The sequence below is a fragment of the Flavobacterium sp. MR2016-29 genome (genome assembly GCF_015350695.1).
Classification (GTDB): domain Bacteria; phylum Bacteroidota; class Bacteroidia; order Flavobacteriales; family Flavobacteriaceae; genus Flavobacterium.
On sequence record NZ_JADKPU010000007.1, the window covers coordinates 242,661 to 260,057 of the forward strand.

Here is a 17,397-nt window from a genome sequence, read left to right on the forward strand (position 1 = left end):
ACTAATGAAAAAAGTTATACTCACCTTAGTACTAGTATTATTAAATCTAATTTCATTTGCTCAAAATTCGAATGAAAAAATAACTGTAGAATATAAAAATGAAACATTATCCAGCATAATAAAATCACTTGAAAGCACTACTGCTTACAAGTTTTACTACGACCCAACATGGGTTGATGCAAATAAAACTTTAATATCTGGGAGCTTTAACAATGTTGCTGTAGATGAATTATTAGATAAAATCTTAAACAAAACCGATCTCAATTTTATTGTTTTAAATAAAAAAATAATCCTAACGCTGCACAATACGATACACGAGGATTTACCTGCAAATTATTTTCCTGATGCTCCAGTTGCAAACGAGAGTAACAGCAATCAAAACAGCGGTGACAATCCTGTTTTTTATCAGCAATATGATTCTGTAAACAGTTATAGCGTTACTAAAAAAGGATCTGTAATATTTATAGGCAAAGAAAATAAAGACACTTCTAAAAAAACTTTTACTGTTTCTGGATTTGTAAGAAATGAAGAAACCGGCAAACCGGAGCCTAGCATTTATATTAAAATAAGAAATAAAAACATTAGTACTTCGACTGATCCTGATGGACATTATACTTTACAGTTGCCAAGAGGAACAAATGTTATTGAAATAAAATCATTAAGCCATAAAGAGGTTGTAAAAACATTAATGGTTTATGATGATGGCGATTTTGATATTAATGTAAATGAAAAATCAAATCAGCTGGATGAAGTTGTCATTAAAAAGAAAGGACAAAAAACAGTTGAAAATGTGGTTTCAGGATTAGTTTCTATAGATATCGAAGGCATGAAAAATGTTCCTCTAATTCTTGGCGAAAGAGATATTTTGAAAGTCGCTACCACATTTCCTGGAATTAAAACAACTGGAGAAGGATCTGCTGGGTTTAATGTTAGAGGAGGAAAAGAGGATCAAAACTTAATTCTTTTAGACAATGCAGTCCTTTATAATCCGCAACATTTTTTAGGTTTTTTCTCGGCTATAAATCCTTACACAGCAAAGAAAGCTGATATTTATAAAGGAAGTATTCCGGCAGATTTTGGCGGAAGATTATCTTCTGTATTTGACATTACAACTAAAAATGGAAATCCTGAGAAATTTTCTGGAGAAGGGGCAATTGGTCCTGTAACATCAAATCTTAGTTTTGGATTGCCAATTCAAAAAAACAAATCAAGCTTACTGTTTGGAGCAAGAGCTACATATTCTGACTGGATTTTAAAAGCATTAGACAATGAAGATCTAAAAAATAGTGAAGCTGGATTTTATGACGGAATCTTAAAATATAATAACGCTATAAATAAAAACAACAATCTAGAAGCTACTATATATTACAGTCATGACCGTTTTAGTATCAGCTCAGATTCTGTATATAAATACAGCAACAGATTAGCGTCTGCAAAATGGGATCATACTTTTAACAAGAAACACAAAGCTGCCTTTATTTTTACAAACAGTGAATACAAGTTTAATATCGATTATCATTCGGATGATATTAATTCCTTTCATTTTGGCTATAAAATAGATGAATCTCAAATACAGGCAAAATTCAATTACGCATTCAATGAAAAACATAATTTCAGTTATGGTGTTGCAAGTAAATTATACAATATTTCACCCGGATATCAGCATCCTACTAAACCAGAGGCTACTTTAATTTCAACAGATATTGAAAAAGAAAAAGCGCTCGAATCCGGAATCTATTTTGCTGATAATTATAAATTAAGCGATAAATTATTGATCGATTTAGGGTTACGGTATTCTTTCTATGCTTCTTTAGGGCCAGCTGATGTTAATATTTATCAACCAGGGTTGCCTTTAGGTGACGCTTCAATTGTTCGAACTGATCACTATGACAATAATGAAGTTGTAAAAACATACGGAGGTTTAGAACCTCGTTTTGCTGCACGATATTTCTTTACAGAAGATTTTTCAATAAAGGCAGGCTACGACATGACAAGACAATACATACACTTGTTATCAAGCAATGTAACACAATCACCAACAGATACCTGGAAATTATCTGACACGAACGTAAAACCGCAAAGTGCACAACAGGTTTCATTAGGTTTATATAAAAATCTAAAAGATGAAGAATACGAACTAAGCTTAGAAGGATATTATAAAAAATCGAACAATATTCTTGATTATAAAGTAGGAGCACAATTACTGTTGAATGAAAATGTAGAAACAGAACTTTTACAAGGTGAAGGAAAAGCATATGGAGTTGAATTCTTAGTCAAAAAACAAGTTGGAAATTTAAATGGATGGATTGGCTACACTTATTCTCGTTCACTTATAAAACTTAATGGAGAATTTAACGAAGAGAAAGTAAACAATGGAAAATATTTTTCTTCAAATTTTGACAAACCTCATGATTTAAGTGCCGTATTAAATTATAAATTTACAAAGCGATACAGTTTGTCTACAAACTTTTTATATCAAACAGGAAGGCCTATCACCTATCCTATCGGAACATATCATTTTGGAGATGCAGACTACACACTTTACAGCGATCGAAATAAATATAGAATTCCAGATTATATACGTCTAGACATCGGTCTTAATATTGAAGGAAACCATAAAATAAAAAAATTAGCACATAGTTTCTGGAACATATCGGTTTATAATGTCTTAGGACGAAACAATCCTTATTCTATTTTTTTTGTAACTAATCCAGAAGGAAAAATAAAGGCCTATAAAACTTCTATCTTCTCTATTCCGGTTCCTAGTATTACTTATAATTTCAAATTTTAAATAAATTTCAAATGGATTCAAAAATGAAAACCATCTTTATAAATAAAATCGCCCTATTCTTTCTTTTAAGTGTAATTATCAGCAGTTGTACCGAAACTTACAATTTGCAGACAAATACCTATGAAGAAGCATTAGTAGTAGAAGCAACCATAACTAACGAACTTAAGCAGCAAGAAATAAGACTTACAAAGACTTCACAATTTGAAGACGAAGGGATAAAAACTGAAAAAGGTGCTAACGTAAACGTTAAAGACAATAAAGGAAATAATTACCACTTTATAGAACAAGATACTATATATGTTTCAGAAACTGCATTCAAAGCAGAACCAAATACAGAATATTCTCTTGAAATCATAACCGCTGACGGGAAAAGATTTGAATCTACAAAAGAAGTTTTAACAACGGCAAGCAAAATAGAAAGCATTACACCAGAAGTTGTTACAGATAGTAAAGAAGGAAGAGGCGTTAGGATATCTGTAAAAAGCTATGACCCTACTAATACCTCTAAATATTACAGATATAAATACGAAGAAACTTTTAAAATTATTACGCCTGTTTGGACATCTACTAAGTTAGTTGTTACCGGTCCGAGAGAGCTTACTGAAGTTCCTAATTCAACAGATACGAAAGTTTGCTATTCAACTAAAAACTCAGTAGATATTCTTCAATATACTACAACAAACTTACAAGAAGACAGAGTAAATTTTTCTGTTCGATTTATAAGTGATCAAAATTACATTATCAGTCACCGTTATACCATTTTGGTTAAACAATATGTTCAAAATGTAGAATCGTACTCTTTTTATAAAACCTTAAAAGAAATTGCAAGTTCGTCAAGCATATTATCGCCAAAACAACCCGGATTTATAAATGGAAATATTAAATGTGTAACAAATTCAGACTATAAAGCCATTGGTTTTTTTGATGTTTCTTCGGTCGATATAAAAAGGATCTTTTTCAATTATTCCGATTTATTTCCTGGAGAGAATTTACCACCTTATTATACAGACTGCAGCAATAAGTATTATTGGTTTTGTTTTGGATTTAGCACTGATCCCGAGCGCGCTTGTATGGGGCCACAACTAATAAGTGATATACAGCAAAATTTAGTAACGCCAAATTTTTACGATCCAACAAGACTGGATTACTACATGGTTAATGCACCTTGTGGAGACTGTACTACTTTTTCATCTAATAAAATACCTTCATTTTGGATAAATTAAAACACATATTATTATTGTTTGTATTCATCAATACACAATTGATAACCGCACAAAAAACAGTCAATATAGACGAATCTGTATTTGTTCATGCGAATGGAACAACCTTTGTTTCAGGAGAAACATTACTATATAAAGTTTATTGCTTAAAATCTTCTGACAAGACTCCAAGCATAATCAGCAAAATAGCGTATGTCGAACTGGTTGACAGCAATAAAAAATCGGTATTTAAAACTAAAGTTGCTTTAGAGAATTCATACGGGCAAGGAGATTATTTTATACCAACAACTCTAAAAACAGGAAATTATAAACTTGTTGGATATACAGATTGGATGTTAAATAAATCAGCTTCAGATCTTTTTCAGATAGACATTAAAATAATCAATCCTTATAAAGCAGACGAAAAAAGTACATCAGGCACTACAAATAGCAATCAGGGAGTTTCAGCTGTCATTAGCAATGAAACTGCTTCACAAAGCAACGTGATTACAAATGAAAATGTAAAATTTAATTTAAATAAAAAAACATTTTCTAACCGAGAATTAGTTGATTTAAAAATTGAAACGGCTAATCCTATTTTCAAAGATGGTGCTTATTCCCTATCTGTCCGAAAAATAGACAACTTGCCTACTACGAACCAAACTACGGCTGTGGCTTTTTCTGAAAATAAATCAAATACAATTCTTGATGTACAAAATCAGGAAACAACAATTGTATTGCCTGAAATTAGAGGTGAAGTCATTTCTGGAAAAATTACAGCTAAAAATGGTACTGACAGAATCGAAAATATTGCTATTGCATTTTCACTTCCAGGCAAATCATTTGCTTTTAAAGTGGTTAAAACTGACGCACAGGGCAATTTTATTTTCACAGTCGACAAGGCAAATTACAATACTAATATAAGTGTTCAGGTAATTGATGAAAATGCTTCGAATTATACCATTTCGTTAAACAGCTTACCAGAAATTGATTACTCGAAATTGTCTTTTATTCCAGAAGCTAATTTATCTTATATCACAAAAGAAAGCTTAGTAAATCGATCTATTTCTAGTCAGATAGAAAATGCTTATTATCATAAAAAAACAGATAATATAACTAAAGCGCCAAGTTATGATCCTTTCTATTATCCGTTGGCAAAAGAGTATGTTCTAGATGACTATACTAGATTTAAAACTTTAAAAGAAACTATGACTGAAGTTGCAGTTGAAATATATCACAAACAAAAAGATGATAAAGTTTACCTGCATGTGAATGATCCGAGTGTTTTTCCTCAATTGCCAGAACCTGCATTGGTTTTAATTGACGGACTATATTTAGAAAATCAAAATGAATTGATGACGTATAACATGAAAAATGTATACAAAATCGAACTAATTGTTGGACGTTATTATGTAGGTTCAAAATCATTTAACGGATTAATAAGCTTTACAACATTCGACAGAGATTTTAAAAGTACACAAAGCGGCACTTCAATAATCAGAACTTCAATCTTAAGACCACAGCTTAAAAAAATATATAATAAAATTGACTACTCTAATATAGAAGACAATGCAAGAATTCCTGATTTTAGAAATCAATTGTTTTGGAACCCTGAGGTAAAATTAAATGTTGAAAACAATAATTCATTTTACGCATCAGATATCCCAGGAACGTTTGAAATAAAATTGGAAGGTTTTTCTAAAAACGGAATTCCTGTTTCTTTAAAGGAAATTATCGAAGTGAAAGATTCAACCACAAATTAAGTTTTGTTATAATTATAAAAAGCTTTGTTTTTAATTAAATAATAAGACTTTTATATTAAGAAATGTGTAAATCACACTGCTAATTAACAATTCTAGTGTATTTATAATATTTTTTTTAATACATTTGAATTCGACAAAACCAAAAATAAAATTCTTTGAGAAATTCCCAAAAAAAGATAATATTCCTAACTATCTTTGGATTATTATTAAGTATTCAGCCAATACGCAGCCAAACTGCTAATGAAATTGAAATCTATAATTGGTTCGATAAAAATCTTAGTATAGAATCGTTAGATATAAAAAACGGATTGGCACATTTAAACTTCGACAATACTGTCAACGATCAAGACAGGTATTATCTGCCTGATTTTAAAAACGGAAGTGTGAATTACAATCTTCTGAATTATTTTGATTTATTTTTGAAGTATGACATCTACAGCGATGAATTAGTTTTAAGACCTTACGACGAATTAAACACAACAAAAATCAATCTTATAAAAGACAATATCAGCTATTTTAAAATTGGCACTGAGAAGTTTATTAATTTAAAAGAACTCAACTCAACTATTTTTAAAGGCGGATTTTATGAAGAGGTATTAATTGGAAACAATATTACACTTTATATAAAATATTATAAAGAAAGAAAAAAAGTTACCAAAGATAACGTTGACCTCATTGAATATGTTCCAAAATATGAATTTATACTTTTAAAGGAAAATAAATTTAATTTGATTAATGATAAAAAAGTAATCATAGCACTATTTCCAGCCAATAAAAAAAAGATAAACGATTTCTACGATATGAATAAAAATCTAAAAGAGAGCAACACTCCTTTATTCATGGAGAATCTGGTCAAGTACATCAATAATTAAAATCTGTAGAAATCACCCAAATGAGAATATTTACAATCCTTTTATTGTTTTTCGGTTTTAATCAATTAATGTATTCACAAGATCAAAAAAATACGATTAGCATTAATTACAGCAATATTAATAGAATAGAAGTCTTAAAAAAGATTGAGGCTTCGACTAATTATAAGTTTTATTTTCAGGAAGACTGGCTCAGCAACAATGTTTTAATATCAGGAGATTATTCAGACAAAACAATTCAGGAAGTTTTGACTAAAGTTTTGGAAGATACTGAGCTTAATTTTTTCATTGATGAGAATAAAGTTATACTAACAAAAAACAGTATTATTTACGATAAATTTCAAAATAAAAATACTAAGAATCCGAATGCTCCAATCTTTTTTCAGCAATACGATTCGGTTAAAAAAAACAAAACAGAAACAGCTGCTCCAATTGCATTAATTGGAAAAGAATCAACAGATTCAGACGTTGAGTTATACACTCTTTCTGGTCATATTACTGATTTAAAAGATCAGAAACCATTAGCAGATATTAATGTAAAAGTAAAAAACACAACAATTACAACCATCACAAATGCCGAAGGATTTTATAGTGTAAAAATACCTACAGGATTAAGTACAATTGAAGTTGAATCACTTTTTTACAATCGTACTTCCAGAAAAATAATGATCTACAGCAACGGTACTCTGGATTTTTCTGTAATGGAAAAGATAAACCAGCTTGACGAGGTTTTAGTAAAAGGAAAAGACAGTCAAAACATCAGAACTGCCATAACTGGAGTTACAACAATTGAGGCAGAAGGAGTGAAAAACATTCCGTTAGTTTTAGGAGAAAGAGATATTCTAAAAGTTGCTTTAACAATACCGGGAATAAAAACTGCCGGAGAAGGCTCTTCCGGATTTAATGTAAGAGGCGGAAAAGAAGATCAAAACTTAGTATTATTAGATAATGCAACGATATACAATCCTTCTCACCTATTTGGATTTTTCTCCTCTATTAATCCTTATACAATCAACAAAGTAGACATTTATAAAGGTGGTATTCCTCCAGAATTTGGTGGCAGATTATCGTCTGTTTTTGATATCATTTCTAAGAACGGAAATACAGAAAAAATTTCAGGGGAAGGCGGAATCGGCCCTGTAACAAGTAATCTTACTGCTTCAATTCCTGTTGTGAAAGGAAAAGCAAGTTTATTAGTGGGAGGAAGAGCAACTTATTCCGACTGGATTTTAAAGTCTTTAGATGATGAAAACCTGAAAAATAGTGAAGCTTCTTTTTATGATTTATTTGCAAAGTACAACCATAAAATAAACAAAAATAATTCAGTTGAAGGAACTGCCTACTATAGCAAGGACAAATATAGTATTACTCCGGATTCCTTGTACCAATACAGCAACAGACTTGTTTCTTTAAAATGGAAACATTCGTATAACGAGAAAAATAGCAGCGAATTTAACGTTACAAACAGCGAATATAAATTCAGCATTGATTATGAATCTGCTAATCCGGAATCATTTATATTTAAATATAAAATAAATGAAACTCAGGCAAGCTTAAAATTCAATACTGATTTCAACAGCAATCATAAATTTACTTACGGAATTTCAAGCAAACTCTATAAGGTAAATCCTGGAGAATTAACTCCTAACGGATCATCTTCATTAGTAAATCCATTAAAAATTGACGATGAAAAAGGATTGGAGTCTGGAGTGTTTTTTTCTGATAAATTTCAAATTACCGAAAAATTACTATTAGACATTGGCGCGAGATATTCATTATATGCAGCGTTAGGAGAATCAACTCAAAAAATCTATCAAGATGGCGTACCTAAAACTCCTTCAACAGTTGTAGAAGAAAAAACATACAGTAACAACCAAGTAATCAATACATCCGGAGGGTTTGAACCGAGAATAGGCTTGCGATATATTTTTGATGACAGCTTTTTTATAAAAGCGGGTTTCGACAAAAATTATCAATACATTCACCTCCTTACAAATAATACAACACAATCGCCAACTGACACCTGGAAATTGTCTGACCTGAATGTAAAACCAGAAAGCGGATTACAATATTCATTAGGGCTTTTCAAAAAACTGGATTATAAAGATCTAGAGCTAAGCGTAGAAGGTTATTACAAAACTTCTAAAAACATTTTAGATTATAAAGTTGGAGCAAACATATTGTTAAATAAGGATTTAGAAACTGAATTATTACAAGGTGACGGAAAAGCATACGGTGTCGAATTTTTATTAAAAAAATCGATAGGACGACTTAACGGCTGGATTGGTTATACGTATTCAAGAACTTTTATAAAATTAGACAGTAAGTTTAATGATGAGAAAGTCAATAATGGGGCTTATTTCCCAACAAATTTTGACAAACCTCATGATTTAAGTATTGTAATGAACTATAAATTTACGCATCGTTATAGTTTCTCTTCTAATTTTGTATATCAAACAGGAAGGCCAATTACATATCCAATTGGTAAATACGATTATAATGGCGCACAATTTACCTTATACAGTGACCGAAATAAATTCAGAATACCAGATTATTATAGATTAGATGTTGGGCTTAATATTGAAGGAAACCACAAAATAAAAAAATTAGCACATAGTTTCTGGAACATTTCAGTTTATAATGTACTCGGAAGAAATAATCCGTATTCGATCTTTTTTGTAACAGACAAAGGAGAGATAAAAGCCTATAAAACGTCAATTTTTGCCGTGCCAATACCAACCATTACTTACAATTTTAAATTTTAAAGGTTATGAAAAAAATCTTATTTCTTAGATTTCTTGTAACAATAATTCTCTCATCGGTATTTGGCTGTACAACGCCTTATGCTTACCAAAATAAAGGATTTGAAGACGTCATTGTAATAGAAGCAACAATAACAAATGAAAATAAAAATCAAGAAATTAAACTTACAAGAACCTATCAGCTTGATGGTGTAAAATCTAAGTTTGAAACTGAAGCAGTCGTGTATGTAACTGATAATTCAGGCAATAAATATGATTTTGAAGAAAACAACGAATTATATACTTCTGTAAATCAGTTTCAGGCAAGTGCGGATAAAGAATATCAATTGCATATTTTAACCAAAGATGGCAGATCCTATGTTTCTACAGCCGAAGTGTTACCGCAGCAAACTCAAATTGAAAGTCTAGAAGCAAAAGCCGTAACTAAAGAAGGACAGCTTGGTGTCGAAATTACTGTAAACAGTAGTGATCCTACTAATAAATCAAGATATTACAGATATGATTATGAGGAAACGTACAAGGTTATTGCTCCTAAATGGTATTATCAAAAAGCTGTTCCAAAATTTTTCGCTTCAGGTTCAAATCCAAAAGGACAAGTTGTTTTTGAAAACAGAACAGAAGAAGCTAGAGTTTGTTTTTTAAGTCAAAAATCAAATGATTTACTTTTAACTAATACAAATAATTTAGCTGAAGATAAAGTTACTAATTTTCCTGTAAGATTTATTCTGAGCACAGATCCAATCATCAGAAACAGATATAGTATTTTAGTAAAACAATATGTTCAGAGCCTTGCTGCTCATACTTTTTTTGAAACCTTAAAAGAAATATCAAATTCAGGAAGCATTTTATCGCAAACACAGCCTGGTTTTTTCTACGGAAATATAAAATCTCTTGACAATCCTGGAGAAAAAGTGATAGGCTTTTTTAATGTAGCTTCTTATTCTGAAAAAAGACTGTTTTTCAATTTTACCGATCTTCTGAATGGACAGCCAATTCCTGAATATCAATACAATTGCCCTGCACCAATACCTGATGCAGATAATGCAGATTATTTATTTACGTATTGTTTTGCTAACAATAGTGCGTGTCAAGGAAACTTAATTTTAGACTTACTTGCTTCCGGAACAAAAGTTTATTTCCCTACAGAGAACCCAATAGGCTACATATTGTATCCAATAGAATGCGGAGATTGCACTTCATTTTCATCAAATATAAAACCATCATTTTGGATAGATTAAAATATATATTAGTCGCAGCTTTAGCAATAAGTTGTCAGCAGATTTCTTTTGCTCAAAAAAGCAATTCTATAACTGAACTGAATGAAATTGATAAAAAAATAAATGAATCAATTTACATCACTACAAATGCTAATTCATTTTTAACTGGAGAAACTTTATTCTACAAACTTTTTTGCATTGACAAATCAACAAATGCTGCAAAAAATTTCAGTAAAGTTGCTTATGCAGCACTTGTCGACAGTAATAAAAAAATAGTTTTTACCCATAAATTATTTCTAGAAAACGGAGCTGGAAATGGTGATTTCTTTATTCCGACTACTTTAGAAACAGGAAATTATAAATTAATCGGATATACAAACTGGATGCTCAATAAAAATGCTTCAGGATTTTTTAATATCGATATTTATATAGTAAATCCGTATAAAGAAGAGTCAAATACAACAGTTGCTTCTAACGAATTAGCTTCTTTAGAATCTGTAACTGATAGTAATATTTCTTTTGATTTTAAAACCAAAACATATAATAATCGTGATCCGATAGAATTAGGAATCAATGCTAATTCTGAAGAATTTACCAAAGGTAATTATACATTATCGGTAAGAAAAACAGATGGCTTTTTATCTCAGAATAAAACAAATTTTAAGGAATTGCCCGCTGAGAATCTGAGCCGAAATTCTAATTTACAAATCGACAATACTAATTTTATTTTTCCCGAATTGCGCGGTGAAATTATTTCAGGGAAAATATCTTCTGCCACCGGTGATATTAAAAATAAAAAAGTTGCCCTCTCTGTAATAGGTAAAAATTACTATTTAAAATTAGCAAAAACGGATGATCTGGGACGATTCATTTTTAATTTAGAAAAACCTAACAGCAGTTCAAATATTGTCGTACAAGTAGTTGAAGACAATGAAAAAGAGTATACAGTTGAAATTGATAAAACAAAAAATATTGATTTGTCAAACTTAAATTTCCCAAGCCTTCAATTTAATTCAGAATTCAAAAAAAATATAACCGAGAGATTAATTGCAAGTCAGATAGAAAACGCTTACTACAATGTTAAAAAAGACAGTACACTAAATTCTAACGACAGTATTCCTTTTTATGGAAATCTTTCTACAGAATTTAAACTTGATGCTTTTACAAGATTTCCAACTATGGAAGAAACAATTACAGAAGTGGTAAAAGGTGTAGTTTACAGAAAAGTCAAAAATGATTATTTTATTCATATTTATGATTACGACCCTAATTACGAATCTACTTTGCCTGCACTAGTAGTGGTTGACGGATTAATTATAAAAGACCTGAATGAGCTTTTTAAGTACAATCCTAAAAATATGTACAAAATTAATATTGTAAGAGGAGTTTACTACTACGGTGCAAAATCTTTCAACGGCTTAATTTCTTTTACAACCAAAAATGGCGATTACGAAACAAAACTAAAAGGTAATTTTATAATAAGACCGGAACTTTTAAGACCTCAGGCTAAAAAAGAATATTTTCAGCCTGATTACAGTACTAATAAAAGTTTAAGAATTCCAGATTACAGACATCAGTTAGTATGGATGCCTAAAGTAGATTTGAATAATTCAAAATCAAAGATCACATTTTACACATCAGATGTATCAGGTAAGTTTGAAATAATATTGGAAGGATTTTCAGCAACCGGAAAACCGGTTTATATAAAAGATTTTATAGAAATAAAAAAATCAGATTTGAATTAAATTCTAAAAAAATGCATTCTTAAAAAACCTCCGCTTTCGAAATATAGAAAGCAGAGGTTTTTTTTTATTATGTAACGCAACCTTTTTATTGTTTTAATACTATTAAGTATAGAAGGCAATGAACCATGAAGAAATAATATTAATTATATTAATTTTTATATTCTCCAGTAATGACAGCAAATCAAGATCCGATAGATTATATTTATTTTGTTAAAGATCATTAGAAATCTCAAAATTATAATATTAAAATTTGAATTTAAATCAACTCATAAAGGACTGCATCAAGCAAAACAGAAAGGCACAGGAAGAGTTATACCAAACGTATAAAAAAACTCTTTTTGTATTAAGCCTAAAATATTGCGCGAATGAAACTGAAGCCGAAGATAATCTTCATGACTCCTTTATTGAGATATTTACCAATATAAAAAACTTCAAGGGAAACGGAAGTTTTGAAGGATGGATAAAAAGAATCACAATTAATAAAGCAATAACCAGATATAAACAATCTTATAGTTTAACGGCTATAAAAGATGATTATCCTCAAGACGAAACTATAAATGAGAATGAAATTGATTTCTCACTAGATATCATTTTGTCTTTTATTCAAGAATTGCCACATCAATATCGATTGGTTTTCAGCTTATATGAATTGGATGATTATTCGCATCAGGAAATAGCCAAGATGTTATCAATCTCTGAAAGCACTTCAAAATCAAACTTGCACAGGGCAAAACAAATTTTGAAAGAAAAAATTAAATCAAAAAGTACATTTTATTATTCGAAGCAAAAAAATGGAAAATAGAACTGAAATAGGAAAAGTGATCAAAAATAAATTGACACATTTGGACAAAAATCCAAGTGATTTTGTTTGGTCTAAAATTGAAACAGATCTTAATAAAAAAAGAAACAAAAGAATTTTATCTTGGATGCTTCCGAGCGTAATTGCCTTTTTGCTTTTTTCTACACTACTTTATTTTAATTCAGATTTTCAAGATAAAAATCAAAGATTAGAATCTTCAAAAAAAGAAATTAAAATAAATGCTGTTAATTCTAAATCTGACCAAAATCCAACGCAAAACCCAGGAAAAAAATCAAAATCAAACTCTGAATTAAAAAAATCCGGACCAGATGAAATTACTACAATAAAGAAAAGCAAAACTGTAAAATTGGTTAAGGAGTCAAGCAAACTGGTAACTTCTACAGATGAATACGAAGAATATGAAGTCGTGAAAAAATACAAAGTTGTTATTAAGAAGGAACAGGTAAGCGCAAAACCTATAAAATTAGCGACAGTTAAAAAATTGGCAAAGCCAAAAATTCAGAAAAACAAGCAATTAGCTTTAAAAGGAAATAAAAACAAAAAAGGAAAATCTAAAAAAATAGTAATAAATCATAATAAGACAGTTCCTGCAAAACCAGCTGTCAGCGATCCCGTTAAAAAGACTGAAGCAGAAAAAGAAATATTGAACGATAAGCAAATTGAAAATTCTCCGAAAATAGCAGAAACAAAAATAGACAGCTTGCCAAAAGTCGACAGCTTGAAGACGAAGAAAAGTACAACTCCAAAAAGAGAGTATAAAAAAACAATTTATAATACTCAAAATGATGAATCAGATCCAGATTTTACTGTATCTGTTTTTTATGGCCCAGCTATCTCAGGGTCTTTAAACAGTGAATCAATGATAAGTCCAGCGATGAATGATTTATCTAAAAGCCATCCTATAACGTCGCATTATGGTATTTATGTCAAAACTATGTATGACAGAATTGGTTTTAGAGCAGGATTTTCTAAAATAAGCTTGAAAACTACAACTCGATTAGATAAAGATGTATTAATTCCGAATTATACTAATATTGAATTAAAATCTGAAACAAACATTAATCAAACTTTTAGCGGTTCGAATGAAGTTAACTTATTACAAAAAATTTCATATTATGAACTGCCAATGGAATTTGACTATGCTATAAAAAAGGATGAAAGCAAGATTGGAATGGATGTTTTTACAGGCTTTAGCTTTTTGCTTTTAGATAAAAACCAGCTTTTTTTAGAATCTGAAAAAGTGGCGAAGCAACAAATTGGCGAAGCGAAAAACATATCAGGAATCAATTTTTCTTATAATTTAGGAATAGGAATAAGCTATAAATTGAATGACAAGTTTAATTTAGACATAAATCCGCTTTTTAAATATTATCTGAGTACTTTTAAAGAAAGCGGTGATGCAAAACCATATAGTTTTTCGCTTCAATCTGGGGTTAGCTATAAATTTTAAAAATATTTTTTACTTTGTTGTAACTTTTTTGATACTCTTTACGTATAACTATTTGTACACTTAAAAATTGAGGAGACAAAAACATGAGACAACTTAAAATCACCAAGCAGGTAACTAATCGTGAAACTGCATCGTTAGATAAATATCTACAAGAAATCGGAAAAGTTGACCTAATTACCGCTGATGAAGAGGTAGAATTAGCACAAAGAATAAAGGCAGGTGATCAAAGAGCATTAGAAAAATTAACAAAAGCCAACCTACGTTTCGTTGTATCGGTTGCTAAACAATATCAAAATCAAGGATTAACTCTTCCTGACTTAATTAACGAAGGAAACTTAGGTTTAATTAAAGCTGCGCAGCGTTTTGATGAAACTCGTGGTTTCAAATTTATCTCTTATGCAGTATGGTGGATTCGTCAATCGATTCTTCAAGCATTAGCAGAACAATCACGTATCGTTCGTTTACCATTGAACAAAATTGGTTCTATCAATAAAATCAACAAAATGTATGCTTTATTAGAGCAATCTAACGAGCGTCCGCCTTCTGCTGAAGAAATTGCAAAAGAACTTGACATGACTGTAAATGACGTAAAAGAGTCTATGAAAAACTCTGGCCGTCACTTATCTATGGATGCACCTCTTGTTGAAGGTGAAGATTCTAACCTTTATGACGTTTTACGTTCTGGAGAATCTCCAAACCCAGACAGAGAATTAATTCACGAATCATTACGTACTGAAATTGAACGTTCGTTAGAAACATTAACTCCAAGAGAGGCTGATGTAGTTCGTTTGTATTTTGGCCTTGGCGATCAGCACCCAATGACTTTAGAAGAAATTGGAGAAACTTTCGACTTAACTCGTGAGCGTGTTCGTCAGATTAAAGAAAAAGCAATCCGCAGATTAAAACATACTTCTAGAAGTAAAATTCTTAAAACTTATTTAGGATAACTATATTTGTTTCAGGTTTAAAGTTTCAGGTTAACTAAAAACAACTTGAAACCTTAAACTTGAAACTATTTTAAAGCAAACAACAGTTTGATTGACTGTTCGTTTTTTGATTGATGATTGAAACTCCGGCTGATTACCGGAGTTTTTTATTTTTTATTAGGACGTTTTTTTAAACCGCAACTTTCGCAAAGGTTTTTAACATTCGAGATAAAACCTTGTGATCTTAGCGTAAATCCTTGCGAAATTTTCTGTTAAATAAACTTTAGATAAATCCTTGTAAAATTTGCATTTAAAAAAATTATCTTTGCAAAAAAATAACACACACAACTACACAATGAAGAATACACTTATTGCTCCTTCTGTTCTTGCAGCTGATTTTGCCAATTTACAACGTGACATAGAAATGATCAATAACAGTCATGCTGATTGGTTTCATATCGATATTATGGATGGCGTTTTTGTTCCAAATATTTCTTTTGGAATGCCAGTTTTAGAAGCAATTTCTAGACACGCTAAAAAAACAATCGATGTCCATTTAATGATTGTTGATCCAGATCGTTACATTAAAACTTTTGCAGATTTAGGTGCAAACATTTTAAGTGTACATTATGAAGCTTGCACACACTTGCACAGAACGCTACAAGCCATCAAAGCAGAAGGAATGAAAGCTGGCGTTGCCATTAATCCTCATACCAATATAGATCTATTAGAAGACGTTATTAACGATATTGATTTAGTTTGTATAATGAGTGTGAATCCAGGTTTTGGAGGACAATCTTTTATTGAAAACACTTACGTGAAAGTTAAAAAACTTAAAGATTTGATTACGCGCAAAAATGCTTCGACTATTATTGAAATTGACGGCGGCGTAACCAGTAAAAATGCAAAACAATTAGTAGAAGCAGGTGCAGATGTTTTAGTTGCTGGAAGCTTTGTTTTTAAAGCAGAAAACCCAACTCAAACTATTGCAGAATTAAAAGCTTTGACTGCTTTTTAATCTTTTCAAATTCGGAAAAAAATCAATTCCAGTCATTTTTTCTAAAGTTTCAATTGGAACTACAAAATCATAAAGTGACTTATTGCTATCTTCATTCGGAACCAAAAAAGCAATTGCTTTATGTTCTTTTCCTGATTTAGCCAAAACGATTTTATAAAAATATTTAGGAACAGCTACTTTTTCTGTTCCTATTTTTTTATCTGAATCTTTGAGAATCCCTCCTGTTACTATATAAATATCAGTATACTTTTCGGCCCAATAGCGCGTTTTTTGCTCTATCCTATTCCAAATACCACTATTAAAATCATGTCTTTGAGGTGAAATATTCGAGGTGTAAAAAGTATCATTATAGGCATTTACGTCAAACTCCATATCACCAGCCGGACAAAGATGCCCTTTATCATAACCGGATTTTTTATAATTTCTCCAATCTGCTGAACCAGTTGTTACTTTAGGATCTTCAATAAAATAAGGTCTCTTATAATCTCTGTTTTTTAAATATTCCTTCTTTAATTCGTATGCAACCCATTCGGCTTGTTCGAACTTTTCATTATAAGATAACGTATAATATGTATGCTTTACAATTTGCTTGGTTGTAGATGTTGGCAAATATGCAACTGTATAAAGCGAATCTGAAGTATTCTGGGCTGAAGCAAAAGAAGTCTGCTGTTGTGGCAAAATCTCACTATTATTTTCAACTTCTTTTTTACAGGATAATAATAGCAATCCTATTACAACAAAAACAATATACTTATTCATGTAAACTTTAATTTTTAATAAACTTACAAAAAAACGCTCCATAAATTTAAATTTACGGAGCGTTTAATAACAAATTAA

12 protein-coding genes are annotated in these 17,397 nt (G+C 30.5%); 11 read left to right on the plus strand and 1 reads right to left on the minus strand.

Annotated elements, in window-relative coordinates:
* The first annotated feature begins 4 nt into the window (after positions 1-4).
* The 11 genes from IR010_RS16020 to rpe all read left to right on the plus strand — a co-directional run bounded on the left by IR010_RS16020 (position 5) and on the right by rpe (position 16,560).
* On the plus strand, positions 5-2,791 hold the full coding sequence (locus IR010_RS16020; protein WP_194605254.1) for a TonB-dependent receptor: 2,787 nt from the start codon (positions 5-7) through the stop codon (positions 2,789-2,791).
* An 11-nt stretch (positions 2,792-2,802) separates the two neighbouring features.
* Positions 2,803-4,014, plus strand: a complete 1,212-nt coding sequence (locus IR010_RS16025; protein WP_194605257.1) for a DUF4249 domain-containing protein — start codon at positions 2,803-2,805, stop codon at positions 4,012-4,014.
* Entirely contained in the window at positions 4,002-5,753 is a 1,752-nt protein-coding gene (locus IR010_RS16030; protein WP_194605260.1) for a hypothetical protein, read from the plus strand. Before IR010_RS16025 ends, IR010_RS16030 begins: the two co-directional genes overlap by 13 nt.
* 155 nt (positions 5,754-5,908) lie before the next feature.
* Positions 5,909-6,625: a hypothetical protein gene (locus IR010_RS16035; protein WP_194605263.1), complete on the plus strand. Its 717-nt coding sequence runs from the start codon at positions 5,909-5,911 to the stop codon at positions 6,623-6,625.
* A gap of 20 nt (positions 6,626-6,645) precedes the next feature.
* Positions 6,646-9,387: a TonB-dependent receptor plug domain-containing protein gene (locus IR010_RS16040; protein WP_194605267.1), complete on the plus strand. Its 2,742-nt coding sequence runs from the start codon at positions 6,646-6,648 to the stop codon at positions 9,385-9,387.
* Positions 9,388-9,392: 5 nt separating this feature from the next.
* The gene (locus IR010_RS16045) at positions 9,393-10,622 is read left to right on the plus strand and encodes a DUF4249 domain-containing protein (protein WP_194605270.1); all 1,230 of its coding nucleotides are present in this window, start codon (positions 9,393-9,395) and stop codon (positions 10,620-10,622) included.
* Positions 10,610-12,346 (plus strand): hypothetical protein, encoded by a 1,737-nt coding sequence (locus IR010_RS16050; RefSeq protein WP_194605273.1) that lies wholly within the window; start codon positions 10,610-10,612, stop codon positions 12,344-12,346. Before IR010_RS16045 ends, IR010_RS16050 begins: the two co-directional genes overlap by 13 nt.
* A gap of 250 nt (positions 12,347-12,596) precedes the next feature.
* Positions 12,597-13,148 carry an RNA polymerase sigma factor gene (locus IR010_RS16055; protein ID WP_194605276.1) on the plus strand — a complete coding sequence of 184 codons (552 nt, stop codon included), beginning with the start codon at positions 12,597-12,599 and terminating at the stop codon, positions 13,146-13,148.
* Complete coding sequence (locus IR010_RS16060) at positions 13,138-14,616, plus strand: hypothetical protein (protein ID WP_194605279.1); 1,479 nt, start codon at positions 13,138-13,140, stop codon at positions 14,614-14,616. The genes IR010_RS16055 and IR010_RS16060 overlap by 11 nt, the downstream gene beginning before the upstream one ends.
* 83 nt (positions 14,617-14,699) lie before the next feature.
* The gene (locus tag IR010_RS16065; RefSeq protein ID WP_007804760.1) at positions 14,700-15,563 is read left to right on the plus strand and encodes an RNA polymerase sigma factor RpoD/SigA; all 864 of its coding nucleotides are present in this window, start codon (positions 14,700-14,702) and stop codon (positions 15,561-15,563) included.
* 334 nt (positions 15,564-15,897) lie between these two features.
* Positions 15,898-16,560, plus strand: coding sequence for a ribulose-phosphate 3-epimerase (rpe, locus tag IR010_RS16070; protein ID WP_194605282.1), 663 nt, complete (start codon positions 15,898-15,900; stop codon positions 16,558-16,560).
* On the opposite strand, the gene IR010_RS16075 is transcribed toward rpe, so the two are convergent.
* Positions 16,537-17,319 (minus strand): DNA/RNA non-specific endonuclease, encoded by a 783-nt coding sequence (locus IR010_RS16075; protein ID WP_194605285.1) that lies wholly within the window; start codon positions 17,317-17,319, stop codon positions 16,537-16,539. The two genes, rpe and IR010_RS16075, sit on opposite strands and share 24 nt — an antisense overlap.
* Positions 17,320-17,397: the final 78 nt, after the last annotated feature.

What these genes read in the sequence shown, in the direction of transcription:
- IR010_RS16045 (WP_194605270.1), top strand. Translation starts at nt 9,393, where the DNA reads ATGAAAAAAATCTTATTTCTTAGATTTCTTGTAACAATAATTCTCTCA.
- IR010_RS16075 (WP_194605285.1), bottom strand. Translation starts at nt 17,319, where the DNA reads ATGAATAAGTATATTGTTTTTGTTGTAATAGGATTGCTATTATTATCC.
- IR010_RS16040 (WP_194605267.1), top strand. Translation starts at nt 6,646, where the DNA reads ATGAGAATATTTACAATCCTTTTATTGTTTTTCGGTTTTAATCAATTA.
- IR010_RS16060 (WP_194605279.1), top strand. Translation starts at nt 13,138, where the DNA reads ATGGAAAATAGAACTGAAATAGGAAAAGTGATCAAAAATAAATTGACA.
- IR010_RS16065 (WP_007804760.1), top strand. Translation starts at nt 14,700, where the DNA reads ATGAGACAACTTAAAATCACCAAGCAGGTAACTAATCGTGAAACTGCA.
- IR010_RS16025 (WP_194605257.1), top strand. Translation starts at nt 2,803, where the DNA reads ATGGATTCAAAAATGAAAACCATCTTTATAAATAAAATCGCCCTATTC.
- rpe (WP_194605282.1), top strand. Translation starts at nt 15,898, where the DNA reads ATGAAGAATACACTTATTGCTCCTTCTGTTCTTGCAGCTGATTTTGCC.
- IR010_RS16020 (WP_194605254.1), top strand. Translation starts at nt 5, where the DNA reads ATGAAAAAAGTTATACTCACCTTAGTACTAGTATTATTAAATCTAATT.